13 protein-coding genes and 1 tRNA gene are annotated in these 14818 nt (G+C 67.3%); 7 read left to right on the top strand and 7 right to left on the bottom strand.

What is annotated here, in order from left to right:
- Nucleotides 1–139 precede the first annotated feature (139 nt).
- Complete coding sequence (locus tag JHD77_RS04250; RefSeq protein WP_003112168.1) at nucleotides 140–898, top strand: M48 family metallopeptidase; 759 nt, start codon at nucleotides 140–142, stop codon at nucleotides 896–898.
- 39 nt (nucleotides 899–937) lie between these two features.
- On the opposite strand, the gene JHD77_RS04245 is transcribed toward JHD77_RS04250, so the two are convergent.
- The gene (locus tag JHD77_RS04245; RefSeq protein WP_003107722.1) at nucleotides 938–1453 is read right to left on the bottom strand and encodes an Mpo1 family 2-hydroxy fatty acid dioxygenase; all 516 of its coding nucleotides are present in this window, start codon (nucleotides 1451–1453) and stop codon (nucleotides 938–940) included.
- Between the two features lie 75 nt (nucleotides 1454–1528).
- Here JHD77_RS04245 and JHD77_RS04240 point away from each other — a divergent pair, with 75 nt between their 5' ends.
- The 4 genes from JHD77_RS04240 (at nucleotide 1529) to JHD77_RS04225 (ending at nucleotide 5453) form a co-directional block, all read left to right on the top strand.
- Entirely contained in the window at nucleotides 1529–2215 is a 687-nt protein-coding gene (locus JHD77_RS04240) for a Crp/Fnr family transcriptional regulator (protein WP_003107720.1), read from the top strand.
- Between the two features lie 108 nt (nucleotides 2216–2323).
- Nucleotides 2324–3094, top strand: a complete 771-nt coding sequence (locus JHD77_RS04235; protein ID WP_003107718.1) for a hypothetical protein — start codon at nucleotides 2324–2326, stop codon at nucleotides 3092–3094.
- Between the two features lie 162 nt (nucleotides 3095–3256).
- Nucleotides 3257–4471 carry a CynX/NimT family MFS transporter gene (locus JHD77_RS04230; protein WP_034022425.1) on the top strand — a complete coding sequence of 405 codons (1215 nt, stop codon included), beginning with the start codon at nucleotides 3257–3259 and terminating at the stop codon, nucleotides 4469–4471.
- 49 nt (nucleotides 4472–4520) lie between these two features.
- On the top strand, nucleotides 4521–5453 hold the full coding sequence (locus JHD77_RS04225) for a LysR family transcriptional regulator (RefSeq protein WP_003106255.1): 933 nt from the start codon (nucleotides 4521–4523) through the stop codon (nucleotides 5451–5453).
- Here JHD77_RS04225 and JHD77_RS04220 read toward each other — a convergent pair.
- From JHD77_RS04220 to JHD77_RS04210, 3 genes are read right to left on the bottom strand one after another with little or no spacing between them, the layout of a single operon-like run.
- A complete protein-coding gene (locus JHD77_RS04220) occupies nucleotides 5450–5734 on the bottom strand; it encodes an antibiotic biosynthesis monooxygenase family protein (RefSeq protein ID WP_003106257.1) in 285 nt (94 codons plus the stop codon). The genes JHD77_RS04225 and JHD77_RS04220 overlap by 4 nt on opposite strands.
- 33 nt (nucleotides 5735–5767) lie before the next feature.
- On the bottom strand, nucleotides 5768–6175 hold the full coding sequence (locus JHD77_RS04215; protein WP_003084212.1) for a cupin domain-containing protein: 408 nt from the start codon (nucleotides 6173–6175) through the stop codon (nucleotides 5768–5770).
- An 11-nt stretch (nucleotides 6176–6186) separates the two neighbouring features.
- Nucleotides 6187–6624 carry a carboxymuconolactone decarboxylase family protein gene (locus tag JHD77_RS04210; protein WP_003084211.1) on the bottom strand — a complete coding sequence of 146 codons (438 nt, stop codon included), beginning with the start codon at nucleotides 6622–6624 and terminating at the stop codon, nucleotides 6187–6189.
- Between the two features lie 126 nt (nucleotides 6625–6750).
- On the opposite strand from JHD77_RS04210, the gene pdxR reads away from it, so the two are divergent.
- Nucleotides 6751–8172 carry a MocR-like pyridoxine biosynthesis transcription factor PdxR gene (gene pdxR, locus JHD77_RS04205; RefSeq protein ID WP_023092283.1) on the top strand — a complete coding sequence of 474 codons (1422 nt, stop codon included), beginning with the start codon at nucleotides 6751–6753 and terminating at the stop codon, nucleotides 8170–8172.
- 153 nt (nucleotides 8173–8325) lie between these two features.
- Here the strand turns inward: pdxR and JHD77_RS04200 are convergent, their stop codons facing one another.
- From JHD77_RS04200 to gabD, 3 genes are all read right to left on the bottom strand, one after another.
- The gene (locus tag JHD77_RS04200) at nucleotides 8326–9525 is read right to left on the bottom strand and encodes an HDOD domain-containing protein (protein ID WP_003084206.1); all 1200 of its coding nucleotides are present in this window, start codon (nucleotides 9523–9525) and stop codon (nucleotides 8326–8328) included.
- Between the two features lie 325 nt (nucleotides 9526–9850).
- Complete coding sequence (gabT, locus tag JHD77_RS04195; RefSeq protein ID WP_003106268.1) at nucleotides 9851–11131, bottom strand: 4-aminobutyrate--2-oxoglutarate transaminase; 1281 nt, start codon at nucleotides 11129–11131, stop codon at nucleotides 9851–9853.
- A gap of 244 nt (nucleotides 11132–11375) precedes the next feature.
- Complete coding sequence (gene gabD, locus JHD77_RS04190) at nucleotides 11376–12827, bottom strand: NADP-dependent succinate-semialdehyde dehydrogenase (RefSeq protein WP_003106269.1); 1452 nt, start codon at nucleotides 12825–12827, stop codon at nucleotides 11376–11378.
- A gap of 629 nt (nucleotides 12828–13456) precedes the next feature.
- On the opposite strand from gabD, the gene JHD77_RS04185 reads away from it, so the two are divergent.
- Nucleotides 13457–13533, top strand: a tRNA-Arg gene (locus tag JHD77_RS04185).
- Nucleotides 13534–14818: the final 1285 nt, after the last annotated feature.

The following is a 14818-nucleotide window of genomic DNA, read 5'->3' as shown; positions in this document are numbered from 1 at the left end:
GGCCTGCGGCCTTCGCGGGACTTCCGACGAACGGCACAAGCCGCTATCATCCGCCGCCGCGCGACCCCCACCGGGCGCGCGGCACCGGGCGGAACACGCCCGTCCGGCACGGAACGCCACCTATCGCAAGGAGCACACGATGAAGACCCGTCTTTCCCTTTCCGCCCTGGCCCTCGCCTGCGCCACCCTGGCCGGCTGCCAGAACCTGCCCCAGGGGGACCTCATGCAGCACGGCATGATGGCGGTGAAGGCCGCCACCCTGAGCGACGCCGAGGTCCGCCAGGTCGCCGACCAGGCCTGTGCCGAGTCCGACCAGCAGAACCGCATCGCCCCGGCCAACAGCAAGTACGGCCAGCGCCTGGACAAGATCGCCAAGGCCCTGGGCGACCAGATCGACGGCGTGCCGGTGAACTACAAGGTCTACCTCACCGAGGAGGTCAACGCCTGGGCCATGGCCAACGGCTGCATTCGCGTCTACAGCGGGCTGATGGAACTGATGAGCGACAACGAGATCGAAGGCGTACTCGGCCACGAGATGGGCCACGTCGCCCTCGGCCACACCCGCAAGGCCGCCCAGACCGCCTACGCGGCCGCCGCGGTGCGCGGCGCCGCCGGCGCCTCGAAGAGCGGCGCGCTGGCCGCCCTGTCCGGCTCCCAGCTGGGCGAACTCACCGAATCGCTGATCAACGCGCAGTTCTCCCAGTCCCAGGAATCCGACGCCGACGATTTCTCCTACGAGCTACTGAAGAAGCGCGGAGTGAACACCCAGGGCCTGGTCACCGCCTTCGAGAAGCTGGCCAAGCTGGGCGGCGGCGACAGCAGCATGTTCGATTCGCACCCGGGCTCCCAGGCCCGCGCCGATCACATCCGCCAGCGCATCGCCGCGGATCGCAAGTAACGCTCCCACCCCGGTCTCCCGCGCTCGCGGGAGACCTTCTCACGCCGCCCGCTTGTGCTCGCGAATGCAGGTCGGGCCGGCGCGCTCCTCGACCTCGCGCTGCACGTCGCCGCGCAGCCCCAGCAGAAAGGCTAGTTCCGCCAGCACGAAGAGCGGACCGACGATCAACCCGCTGAGATCGTCGACGAAGGCCGGCTTGCGCCCTTCGTAGTAATGACCGACGAACTGGATGATCCAGCCGACCACGAACAGGCCGACGCCCCAGCCCAGCCAGGCAGCGGTAGTCCCCGCCGCCAATTGCGCAGCTCCCCACACCGTCAGCGCCAGCAGCGCCGTCATGGCCACGCCGAAGCGCAGGTCCAGGCGCAGGTAGAACAGCGCCGCGGCGAGCGCCAGCAGCAGCGCCGGAGACAGGCCGAACCCCAGCGCCGGCCGCGCCAGCAACACGGCGATGGAGAGGACGATCATCGGAATGCCGATGAAATGGCTGAAGATGTTGCGCCGGTCGCGGTGGTAGGCGGCGTATTGCGCAAGGTGATCGACTAGGGTTTTCATTGTTGTGGTCTCACGCCAGGGTTCTCGCATCATCGCGCCGCCCCGGTTTTCCACTCTGTCAGCTAGACGACAAACATGAACGAGCGTACCGACTACCGTTCGCAACTCCAGGCCGGCCGCTGGTTCCAGGGTTTGCCGGAGGCCTTGCAGACGCACCTGCTGGCACTCGCCCAACCGCGCCAGTTGCCGCCGGGCCAGCGCCTGTTCGCCCGCGGCGACGCGCCCTGCGGACTGTACTGCGTGGTCGAGGGCGCGATCCGTATCAGCGCGGTCAGCGAGAACGGCAAGGAGGCGCTGCTGATCCTGGTGGAAGCGCCGCACTGGTTCGGCGAGATCGCCCTGTTCGACGGCCAGGCGCGCACCCACGACGCCTACGCCGAAGGCCACACCCAGCTACTCCAGGTGCCGCAGGCGGCGCTGCTCGAACTGCTTCGCCGCGAGCCGCACTACTGGCGCGACGTGGCCCTGCTGATGAGCCACAAGCTGCGCCTGGCATTCATCGCCCTGGAAGAGATGGCCCTGCTGCCGGCCGCACAACGCCTGGCGCGGCGCCTGCTGATGCTCGCCGAGGGCTACGACAACAGCCGCAGCCGGCAGGTCCTGCACCTGCCGCAGGAGCAGTTGGCATTGATGCTGTCGCTGTCGCGGCAGACCACCAACCAGATCCTCAAGGACCTCGAAGCCCAGGGCATCCTCCAGCTCAGCTACGGCGGCATCGAGATTCTCGACCTCGCCGGCCTGCGCGCGGCCACCCACGGCTGAGCGCGAATCACACTTTCGAACGCTTGCAGGCGCGCCATGGCCGGCTACCGTGTGCAGGGCACCTGCCCTCGGTGCGGATATCCATAACGACAACAACAGGATCTCCCCATGCTCCGTCCCGCGCTTCCCGCTGTCCTCTGTCTTTACTGCCTGCTGCTGGTGCTGCCGGCGCGCGCCGCCCTCGACGACCAGCAACGCGCCCTGCAACAACTGCAGGTCCAGGCCTGTCGCGCGGTGGGCAGCCTGTTGTTGCTGCGCGGCGAGGGTTTCCAGGAACAGCACGCGGCGCAACTGGAGAAGGACCTCGCCAGCCTCGACCGCGCGCTCGCCGCCGCCCCCGAGGGGGTGCTCCTGCGGCAAGACGAAAAGACGCTGGTGGCGCGCATCCGTGAAGGCGCGGCCTACGGCCCCCGCGAAGAGGACCTGCCCTGGCGCTACCCGCAGCAACTGAGCCGCGCCCTGCGTGACTTCCTCAACCTGGTGGAACGCCAGGTGCCACCGCCCCCGCCAGGCCAGCCCCTGCCGCTCTGGCAGTTGCCGGTGCGGGTCGAGTACCTGTCCCTGCAATACCTGGCGCGCGCCTACCTGGGCGGGCTGGAGACTGCCCGCGAGCAGCCCCGGGACTATCTCGGCCAGGACGAGAGCGTGCTGGTCCCGCTGATCGACCGGCGCATCGCCCTGCTGGTGGCGCAAAGCGCCAACCCGGCGGGACTGAAGAAACTGGAAAACCGCTGGGAGTACCTGAGCCAGGCCCTGCGCGACCTGAACAGCAAGAGCAGCGCGCTGGTCAGCGCTTCCGGCAGGCCCTGGGCGCCGATCATCGTCGACCGCCACGCGCGGGCCCTGAGCGAAAGCCTGATGCGCTTGAGTGCGGAGTGAGGCCACGCGCCGCACGGGGCGGATAACCTCGCGACTCGCAACGTTGCGCCAGCGTCCGCCCCGACTCCCTGGCCAGCGCATTTTTTCGAATCCGCCCTGCGGATTTTGATTTGCCGCCACGCCCTGGCGCAGGCGCAATGGTGCTCCCGAAAGGAGATCGCCATGCCCACTGCCAACCCACCCGGCCGCACCCTCTGGCTGATGGCCGCCATCGTCCTGGTCGGCCTCAACCTGCGGCCCTCCATGGCCGCCGTCGGCCCACTGCTGAACGCCATGCGCGGCGAGATCGCGCTCAGCTTCGGCGACGTCTCGCTGCTGACCGCCCTGCCGGTGCTGACCCTCGGCCTCGGCATGTTCTTCGGCCTGGGCATCGCCCGCCGCGTCGGCGAGTGGCGTTCGGTGGCCCTCGCCCTGCTGCTGATCGGCACCGCCAGCGCCCTGCGCCTGGGCAGCCGAGGCCTGCCCGACCTGCTCGGCAGCGCCATGCTCGCCGGTCTCGGCATCGCCCTGATCCAGGCGCTGATGCCGGCCCTGATCAAGGCCCGTTTCGGCGCGCGCACGCCGCTCTGCATGGGGCTCTACGTCACCGCCATCATGGCTGGCGCGGCGCTGTCCGCCAGCGCCGCGCCGACCCTGGCGGAGCACGCCGGCTGGCGGCTCGGCCTCGGTGCCTGGGCGGCGCTCGCCGCGCTCGCGCTGCTGGCCTGGTGGCTGCAACCCGGCACCCGCCTGCGCCTGCCCGCCGCGCAGCCGGGCAGGAGCCTCCTGCGCTATCCGCGGACCTGGCTGCTGGTCCTGTTCTTCGGCCTCGGCACGGCCTGCTACACCTGCGTGCTGGCCTGGCTCGCGCCCTATTACCTGGAGCAGGGCTGGAGCGCCCAGGAATCCGGGCTGCTGCTCGGTTTCCTGACGGCCATGGAGGTGCTCTCCGGGTTGCTCGCGCCGGCCCTGGCCAGCCGCTCGCGGGATCGCCGCCCGGTGCTGGTCGGGCTAACGGCGCTGATGCTGGCCGGCTTCCTCGGCCTCGCCTGGGCGCCGGCCAGCCTGCCGCTGCTCTGGGCGCTGTGTCTCGGACTGGGCATCGGCGGGCTGTTCCCCATGGGCTTGATCGTCTGCCTCGACCACTTCGACGCGCCGCAACGCGCCGGTCAACTGGCTGCCCTGGTACAAGGCGCCGGCTACCTGATCGCCGGGGTCTCGCCATGGATCGCCGGGCTGCTGCGCGACAGCCTCGGCAGCTTCACCGGAGCCTGGCTCGGGCTGGCCACGGTGGCGGCGCTGCTACTGGGGCTGGGCCTGCGCTTCGACCCGCGGCGCTATGCGGCACTGTTCGACGAGCGACAGCCGCAAGGCGTCGGCGCCGAAAGCTTGCGCTGAGGAAAGGGACGGGTTCTGATGGCGCTCCCGACGCCGTCAGGACGCCCCGATGCTGATCGCCAACGGCCTGCGCAAGGTCGACATGCAGGACCTGCTGGTCTTCCTACAGGTCCACCAACGACAGAACCTCGTCGAGGTCGCCGAACACCTGAACCTCAGTCCGTCGACGGTCAGCTACTGCCTGAAGAAGCTGCGCCAGGCCTTCGACGACGAGCTGTTCATCGCCACCCGCGGCGGCATGCAGCCGACCCACAAGAGTCGCGCCATGCTGCCCCACGTGGAGGAAATGCTCGCCCGCATCAACGCCTGTCACGCCGCCCAGGGCAGCTTCGACCCGCGTGGCGAGCCGCGGACCTTTACCCTCTGCGCGCCGGAATATGTCGAGCTGCTGATCCTTCCGGCACTCCTGCGACGGCTCGCCGCCAACGGCCCGAGGATCGGCCTGGACATCCGCCGCCTGGGTCCCGAACTGCCCACCGAAGCATTGCTCGACGGCCAGGTCGACCTGGTCTTCGACTTCGGTCCCGAGTACCACCGACCGGCACCGGAGCTACAGGCGCTCGCCCTGTTCAGCGACGAGCTGCTCTGCGTACAGGATCGTGCCCAGCCGCGCCACGAGCGCCTGGAACTGGACGAGTTCTGCAGGCGCCGCTTCGTCTTCCCGACCCCGCTCGACGCCAGCAACGCCAACCTGGTGGACACGTGGCTGCGACGCCAGGGCCGCAGCCGCGAGGTCGCCGCGCGCGCCAACAGCTACGTCGCCGCCCTGCAACTGCTGTCGGGCAGCGACTTCGTGCTGATGCTGCCACGGCGTATCCATGCACTGCTCGACGATGGCCGCCATCACGCCTGCCTCGCACCGCCCGGGCTGCCGCCGTTCGCCCTGCACCTGTCATGGAGCCGCGCCGCCGACCAGGACCCGGCGAACCTCTGGCTGCGCGAACAGGTGCTGATCGTCTGCGCCGAGCTGGGTTTGCTCTAGCCTGCGTCATCCTGCACTTCGAGGCTCGCCGCCAGGGAGCGCCAGAGCACTTCGGCGAATACCTGCTGGATGCCGCCGGCCAGGTAGTCGAACATCTGCTGCGCTTCCCGCCACTGGCTGCACACCAGCCAGAGATCCGGCTCGAGGGCGTCCCTGCGCACCTGGTACTCCAGGCAACCCGGCGCCTCCAGCCCCGGTTCGACCAGTTGTTGCAGGCGCAGGCCAAGCCGTTCCGACTGACCGTTGCGCGCGCGAATACGGATGACCTGGCTGGCGCTCATGACGGACGCTCCTCCGGACGAACGAGCGACGCCTCAGTGGGCGCCGCGCTCCAGTGGCTTGAGGATCGGGTCGCCCTCTTTGAGCAACTCCCAGACCAGCAACTTGGCCGGCTTCATCGGATCGGGATTGCGTGCCAGCAGGTGCGGCACGTTCGCCGGCTCGTACCAGCTCTGGCCCACCGTGTAGGTTTCCACCGGGCCGCCTTCCAGTTGCGTCTGCACGGTGCCTTCGAGCACGTAGACGAACACCGAGCCGGGATGCACATGGGGCGCGGAGACCTGGCCGGGCTTGAACGACACCGTCAGCATCAACCCACGATGGCCGGGAATCTCGGCCAGGGCCTGGTCGCGCAGGGTTTCCACCTTCTCCGCAGCATGGGCGCTGGCCAGCGTCGGCAGCGCGGCGAGCAGCAGGCAGGCGATCGATCGATTGGCCTTCATCGCCGCCCACCTCACTCCGGTTGCATGCCCATGCCGACGCCGAAGCGGTTCCAGGCGTTGATGGCCGAGACCGCCAGGGTCAGTTCGGCGATCTCCTTGTCGTCGAAGTGCTCGCGCAGTTCGTCGAGCAGGCCGTGCGGCAACGGACCCTGACTGAGGCGGGCGAGTTGCTCGGTCCAGGCCAGGGCGGCGCGCTCGCGCGGGGTGAAGTAGGGGGTTTCCTGCCAGACGCAGAGCGCTTGCAGACGCTGCTCGGTCTCGCCGGCCTTGCGCGCGTCGTTGGCATGCATGTTCACGCAGTAGGCGCAACCGTTGATCTGCGAAGTGCGCAGGTAGACCAGTTCGATCAGCGGGCGCTCCAGGCCGGCCTTGGCCAGGGCCTTTTCCAGGCCGAGCATGGCGGCATAGGCGTCGGGGGAGGCTTTGGCCCATTCGAGGCGGGTGGTCATGGCGAATCTCCTTGGCTGATTGGCAGCCGCGAGAGTGGAAAGCGGCGCGGCATGGGGTAACACTAAGCCTGCCTTTGGCTTCCACGAAGAGCCAATTACCAGAAATACCAGGTAGCCAATTTCGCCATGGAACTGCAACTGATCCTCGACGGCCGCCACGACCTGGTCGGCCAGCTCTATCGCCAGCTGCGCGACGCGATCCTCCACGGTCGCCTGGCCACCGGCGATCGCCTGCCAGCCACGCGCTACCTTGCCGAACGCCTGGAAGTGTCGCGCAAGACCGTCAGCGAAGCCTACGAGCGCCTCACCAGCGAGGGCTTCCTCGAAGGCCGGGTCGGCAGCGGCACCTTCGTCGCCCGCGGGCCCGCCGGGGAAGCGCCGCCGCAGCGCGCCGACGGTCCGCTGCGGCCGGCCGCGCGCTGGGCACGCATCGAACCGCAGTCCGGTCTGATGGACCAGCGAGCACCGCTCCGCTACAGCTTCGCCGGCGGCACGACCGACAAGCGCCGCTTTCCCTTCGATACCTGGCGTACCTGCGTGCTCCAGGCGCTACGCCTGCAACAGCGCTCGCCGGCGTTCTACAAGGAAACCGAAGGCGACCCCGAACTGCGCCTGGCGATCTCCCGCTACCTGGCGATCAACCGCGCCGTGCAGTGCGACTGGAACGCCCTGATGGTCACCCAGGGCGCCCAGCAGGGACTCGACCTGCTGGCCCGGGTGATGCTCGACCCCGGCGACCTGGCGGTGGTCGAGGAACCCGGTTATCCGCCGGCCCGCGCCAGCCTGCTGGCCACCGGCGCCGAGGTGCGCGGAGTGCCGGTGGACGCCGAGGGGCTGCGCGTCGACCTGCTGCCGGACAACGCCAAGCTGGTCTACGTCACCCCGTCGCACCAGTTCCCGCTGGGCATGCCGATGAGCCTGGAGCGGCGCCTGCAGTTGCTGGACTGGGCGCAGCGCCACCGGGCGCTGATCATCGAGGACGACTACGACAGCGAGTACCGCTTCGACGGGCGTTCGCTGGAGTCGCTGCGCAGCCTCGACCGGAACGGCCAGGTGGCCTACCTCGGGACCTTTTCCAAGACCCTCTTCCCCGAGCTGCGCCTCGGCTACCTGCTGCCGCCGGCAAGCCTGCGCGAAGCGGTGCTGGCGGCGCGCAAGCTGGTCGACCGGCACAGCGAGACCTTGCAGCAACGCGCCCTCGCGCTGTTCATCCAGCGCGGCGACTTCGCCCGCCATACGCGCCGCTTGCAACGCGAATACGCCCAGCGTCGCGGGCGCCTGCTGGAACGCCTGCACGGCGACCTGAGCCCCTGGCTCGAAGCGCTGCCGGCGGTGGCCGGGATCCACCTCGCGGCGCGCTGTCGCGAACCGCTGGATGTGCTGCGCATCGCCCGTCATTTGCGCCAGCAAGGCCTGGAGGTCGGCACCCTGCCGCCCTTCTACGCGGAAACCCCGGCACAGGCCGGCTTCCTCTTCGGCTTCGGCTGCATCGAACGGGACGACATCGACCCGGCGTTGGACCTGTTGCGCGCCGAGCTGCGGCGCTAGGCGCGCTTCCGCCCATCCACGGCCGGCAACTCGGCGGCGTGCGTAGGAGCCGATCTCCCCGGCAAGAGGCTCGATTGCAACCGCGCCCATGCCCAGCGGCGCATGACGCGCCGCGTTATCCGCCCTATGGGACAAAGGCCCGGCGAGGACGGCTCAGGGCTGCAGCAGTTTCGCCAGTCGTTCGCCGTCCAGCCCGAGCATGCGGGCAGCCTTGCTCTCGGCCAGTTGCTCCGCGTCGTCCTCGGGCAGGCTGGCGGCCTGGGTCGCCAGGCTGAGGATCAGCTCTTCGCGGGAAAGCACGCCACCGAACTGGTACGCCGCAGCGATCAGCCGGCGCAGCTCCAGCGGCAGCCGCCAACGCGCCCGCAGGGCCGAGCCGAAGCTGGCGCCGAAACGCCCCAGCAGCTCGTCGAGCCGCGCCTCGTCCAGCGCGCCGCCGCCATCGCACCAATCCTGCAATGTCCGCAGCAGCGCCAGGTCGCCCAGGCGATGCAGCAGCCCTGCGGTATAGCAGCGCTCGACGTCCGCGCCGAGGGCGTCGGCCAGTTCCCAAGCGATGTCCGCGCAACGTTGCGAAAGATCCCAGAAGTGCATGGCGCGCTCGGCCAGTAGCGGCTCGCCGAGCTGGATGGCCCGCTGCAGGCTGAAACCGAGCACCAGGTTCAGGCTGTGCCCGAGTCCCAGCCGCCGCAGGGCCTGGCCCAGGGTCTGGCAGGCCGGACCGACGTGCCGGGCGGCGCTGTTGGCGGCGGCGATCAGGCCAGCGGTGATCTGCGGGTCGCGACCGAACTCATCCTCCAGCACGCGCAGCGGATGCTCCTCGGCGCTCAGGCAACGATCGCTGGCGGCACGCACGTCGGCCAGCAACGGCGCCCCCTCCGCGGAGTCGCGCGCACGTTCGAGGAAAGCCTCCAGGTTCTCGCCCGCGTCCCGCTCCGGCAGCGGACAGGCGACCACCTCGTCGCCCTTCAGCAACAACCCTCGCAGGCGTTGCATCAGGTTCTCGGCCTGGAACGGCTTCACCAGGTAGGCGGTCGGCGCCAGTGCCACGGCGGCGCGCACGCTGGCCTGGTCGGCGCGGTCGCTGATCAGGATGAACGGCTGCTCGGCGACCGAGCGGCGCAGGCGCGCTTCGCGCAGTAGCTCGAAGCCATCCACCTGCGGCAGGTTCAGCTCGGCCAGGATCAACGCGAAGCGCCGGCGCCGGCAATGCGCCAGCGCTTCTCCGCCATCGCCGCAGAGGACCAGCCGGGCATCGCAACGCACGCCGAGGACCAGTTGGCCAAGCAAGTCGCGACTCCAGGGGTCCGGGTCGGCAATCAGGATGACGGGGGCCTTTTTCGCGGCACTCATGGCGTTCCTCTTCGAACCTGGCGAACCGAGCGGGACGCACCAGGCATGACAGGCGGGCACGACACGGCCCGCGGGCACACAAGGGTATGACGGACGAACACGGTGCGCCTCTAGGACCTGTCCTAATCGCCACGAACGGAACGACCGGAGGAATGCGGGAGGATTCGTATGCGCCAGGCGCCCAAGGGTAACAGGGGAAAACCGTTCGTCGGGCGTTTCGCGGAAAACCCTGGCAGAAAAAAGAGGCTTCCGTTTCCGTGAAGCCTCTGAAAGAAAGGCCCGCGCGGACGCGCGGGCCTCGGGGGTATCGCTTTGCCGGTGAAGCTTAAGCGAGTTCGTCGAAGCACTCGGCCAGGATGGCCAGGCCCTTCTCCAGTTGCGCGTCGGGGATGGTGACGGGCATGAGGAAGCGGATGACGTTGTAGTAGGTGCCGCAGGAGAGCAGGATCAGGCCCTTCTCGCGCGCACGGACGACGATCTTGCTGACCAGCTCGGCGGCCGGCTTGTGGGTATCGCCGCCCTCGAACAGCTCGATGGCCACCATCGAACCCAGGCCACGAACGTCGCCGATCACCTTGTGCTTGGCCTGGATCTCGCGCAGGCCGGCCTTGAGGCGCTCGCCGACGGCTTGCGAACGTTCCAGCAGCTTCTCTTCCTCGAACACCTTCAGCACGGCCAGTGCCGCGGCGCAGGCGATCGGGCTGCCGGCATAGGTGCCGCCCAGGCCGCCGGGCGCGATGGCGTCCATGATCTCGGCCTTGCCGGCCACGCCGGAGATCGGGAAGCCGCCGCCGACCGACTTGGCGAAGGTGGTCAGGTCAGGAACGATGCCCAGTTGCTCGGTAGCGAAGAAGGTGCCGGTACGGCCGGCGCCGGTCTGCACTTCGTCGGCGATCAGCAGGATGCCGTGCTGGTCGCACAGGGCGCGCAGGCGCTGCATGAAGGACTTGGAGTTGACGTAGAAGCCACCCTCGCCCTGCACCGGCTCGATGATGATCGCGGCGATGTCCTGGGGCTGGGCATCGTTCTTGAAGATGCGCTCGATGCTGGCGATGGAGTCGTCCTCGCTCACGCCGTGCAGCTCGCAGGGCGCCAGGGCGCGGAAGATGCCGCCCGGCATCAGGCCCATGCCGGCGGAGTACGGGACCACCTTGCCGGTCAGGCCCAGGGTCATCATGGTGCGGCCGTGGTACGCGCCGGTGAAGGCGATCACGCCAGCGCGGCCGGTGGCGGCGCGGGCGATCTTGACAGCGTTCTCCACGGCTTCGGAGCCGGAGGTGACCAGCAGGGTCTTCTTCGGGAAGTCGCCCGGCACGCGCTTGGCGATTTCCTCGGCCAGCTCGATGTAGGGTTCGTAGGCCAGCACCTGGAAGCAGGTGTGGGACAGCTTGCCCAGTTGCTCCTGGACCGCGGCGATCACCTTCGGATGCAGGTGGCCGGTGTTCAGCACGGCGATGCCGCCGGCGAAGTCGATGTACTCGCGGCCTTCCACGTCCCAGACGGTGGAGTTCTCGGCGCGCTCGGCGACGACCGGGTGGATCTGGCCCACGCCGCGGGGTACCGCGGCCTGGCGACGCTTCAGCAGGGATTCGTTGGTCTTGCTCATGGCTTCCTCAGTGGCCGCTCATCGGGTCGGCCGGGTCAAAGGATGAAGGCGGGAAGGAAGCTCCCCAAGGCAGCATGCGATGATCGACTGCCTCGGGACTTGCAGGCCCGCCAGGGCTCGGAGCCGCTTCGCGATCGGCGACCGCGTCTCCCGGTTCGTCCGGTGCCACCACCGGCAACGTCGACACCGGACGGCGCAGCTCTTGCCTGCCGTCCGGCCCCTCCGGATGCGTTCCTCGCCGGGCTCAGATACCGCCCAGGCAGAGGTACTTGATCTCGAGGTAGTCCTCGATCCCGTACTTGGAACCTTCGCGGCCCAGGCCCGAGGCCTTGATGCCGCCGAACGGCGCCACTTCGTTGGAGATCAGGCCGGTGTTGATGCCGACCATGCCGTACTCCAGTTGCTCGGCGACGCGGAACACGCGGGCCAGGTCGCGGGCGTAGAAGTAGGACGCCAGGCCGAACTCGGTGTCGTTGGACATGGCGATGACCTCGGCCTCGTCCTTGAAGCGGAACACCGGCGCCAGCGGGCCGAAGGTCTCGTCCTTGGACACCAGGGCGTTCTTCGGCACGTCGACCAGGATGGTCGGCTCGAAGAAGGTGCCGCCGAGGGCGTGCGGCTTGCCGCCGGAAACCACCTTGGCGCCCTTGGAGACCGCGTCGGCGATGTGTTCCTCGACCTTGGCCACGGCCTTGGCGTCGATCAGCGGACCGGTGGTCACGCCGGCTTCCAGGCCGTTGCCGATGTTCAGCTTGGCCACGGCGGCCTTCAGCTTGTCGACGAAGGCGTCGTACACGCCGTCCTGCACGTACAGGCGGTTGGCGCAGACGCAGGTCTGGCCGTTGTTGCGGTACTTGGAAATCAGCGCGCCCTCAACGGCGGCGTCCAGGTCGGCGTCGTCGAACACGATGAACGGCGCGTTGCCGCCCAGCTCCAGGGACACCTTCTTGATGTCCTGGGCGCACTCGGCCATCAGTTGGCGGCCGATTTCGGTGGAACCGGTGAAGGTCAGCTTGCGCACGATCGGGTTGCTGGTCAGCTCGCCGCCGACTTCGCCGGCGCTACCGGTGACCACGCTGAACACGCCCTTCGGAATGCCGGCGCGCTCTGCCAGTTCGGCCAGGGCCAGCGCGGAATACGGGGTCTGCGAAGCAGGCTTGAGCACCATGGTGCAGCCGGCGGCCAGGGCCGGGCCCGCCTTGCGGGTGATCATCGCCGAGGGGAAGTTCCACGGCGTGATGGCCGCGGTCACGCCGATTGGCTGCTTGATCACGATGATGCGCTTGTCCGGCTGGTGGCCGGGAATGGTGTCGCCGTAGATGCGCTTGGCTTCTTCGCCGAACCATTCGAGGAAGGAGGCGGCGTAGGCGATCTCGCCCTTGGCCTCGGCCAGCGGCTTGCCCTGCTCGATGGTCATCAGGCGGGCCAGGTCGTCCTGGTTCTCGATCATCAGGTCGAACCAGCGGCGCAGCTTGTTGGCGCGCTCCTTGGCGGTCAGCGCACGCCAGGCCGGCAGGGCCTTGTCGGCAGCCTCGATGGCGCGGCGGGTCTCGGCGGCGCCCATCTTCGGCACGCTGCCGATGATCTCGCCGGTGGCCGGGTTGTTCACCTTGATGGTCTGGCCGTTGTCGGCATCCACCCAGGCGCCATCGACGTAGGCTTGTTGACGGAACAGCTTGGCATCTTTGAGTTGCATGACCTGTCTCCTTCGAGGAATGCCGTGAGCAGCGGGTCTACCTCGACTACCCCGCGTGCCTGGTTGTCTGGTTCGGTTGTAACCGGAAAGTGTTGCCTGCTGGTTATTCGAAAGGGCCAGCGCCCCGGTGTTCCATTTCCTGCGCCCTGTGCCAGCGGCGTCGCCGTTACCGGCCGGCCACCGTGCGCAACGGGCGGACGCGGACGAACGCGACCGCCGACAGGCGTCGGGGAGGATACGAAAGGCTCGTGCGGGAAAGGGAACGCGGACGAAACGCCACGCCGGCACCACGGCGGCCCGGCAGCGCGAAAGGCCGGACGAGCGACGGGCAGGTCAGAAAGAGGTCATTCCAGGGGCACGCGGCCGGCTGAACTGATGCCAATTCCCCGGTCTCCTGTTGTTGTGGCTTTGGGGGCGTTTGAAATCTCAAACGAATCCTAGGGCCACCACTGACAAAGGGCAATACCCCGTTCGATAAAATCAACGAAAGTCGGAAAATTCTGCTGCTTTTCTGAGCACATCCTCGACGGACGGTCGTTTTCGTTCGAAATCACGAACGTACGCACATGGAATGGACTCCCGCCGACGAGATGCGTATGATTGCGGCCTGCCGCGCGAGCCGCGGCGCTGCATCCGTAGCTCAGCTGGATAGAGTACTGCCCTCCGAAGGCAGGGGTCGTGGGTTCGAATCCCGCCGGATGCGCCATACAAATCAAGCACTTACCAAAAGTCATTAGCCACAAGCCACCTCTCATGGGTGCATGGTGGGTGCAGTAAGCCTAAAGGAAAGCCCCGTCCTGAATCGCTCAGGCGGGGCTTTTTTATGCCGGCCAGCTCAAATGTCTGTCGTCAGTTCCAGCAGGGCAACCGGGTGGCCTGCGTCGCTCCCGGTAAGTTCGATCCCCTGGCGATTGGTCAGGCAAGGTGGGATTCTCCTCACTTCCCCCATTGGTGGTTGTGAGATAGCGCCGCGTTAGCCCATGGCTCAGTTCGGAGCCATCGCTGGTCGCGCCAAGGGGCGCACTTGAAATGCGCCCCCTTCCCGGTAACGCGATCAACGTTAGTCCACCGTTAGCCAACGTTGCTCCAACGTTAATGCCCGAGGCCGTAACTCAGCGGGGTCGCCATCTCCACAAAATTGCGGCCACGGTCGCGCGATCATCTCCTGAAAAATCAGGGCATGTTCACTACGAATATTTTGTAGTGGCGGCTTCAGCCGGTGGCTGGAGTGAGAGTTTTACGAGACTCTCGTAATACCCCGAATCTGGGGGATTTTGTGCGTCCGAAATTCGGACGCACAAAACACCGACTGACGACGAATTTCGTCCGCAGTCAAAAGGACGTTTTGCGTACTTTTCAAGCCGGGTTTTCAAATGCGGGATATTCCCGTATTTGCGCTTGAACGCAGCGAGCCTTTGCCTGCAATGCAGGAGATCCAAAACCGGCGATTTGCCGGTTTTGAGGTCAGACTATCCGACTTCAAGCCGGCCGCCCGCATTTGAACGGCGGTTCGCCCCCATTGGGGGAATACCGGCTGAGGGAGAGGTCACGCATACGGTGGAAAGGTGAGCTTGTACCGGCTGGGCTTGGTGAACGTTTGGACAATCAGACTACCCGTGCTGAAGCGTTGTTTGGATAGGGGCAGAAAATACTCCGACCATTCAGCCTCACAATCCAAAAGCCATTGTGCAACTTTTTGGTGGATAAAGCTGTGGATAGAACGCTAGGGAGCAAATACCCAAAGGGCTCCGAGAGAGTGCGCAACTTTTTGCAAGCGGTGCGCAAAAAGTTGCGCAATTTTCAGTGTTCTTCCCATGAGAATCGCCAGCGAATTTTTGGCTTCCCCCAATAACGCCTTGATGGAAAAGAGTTTCAAGACTAGTGGCACGGTTCTTGTCTAGCACCGATGCCCCCGGCATATCGCCTGGGCACTTTCAACGACAAGGAACGTATCCATGGCAACCCCCGCCTACATGTCCATCACCGGCACC

The organism is Pseudomonas sp. P20 (assembly GCF_016463925.1).
GTDB lineage: Bacteria > Pseudomonadota > Gammaproteobacteria > Pseudomonadales > Pseudomonadaceae > Pseudomonas > Pseudomonas aeruginosa.
Note: the sequence above shows the minus strand (reverse complement) of the source record. Positions and strands in the feature narration are given on the sequence as shown.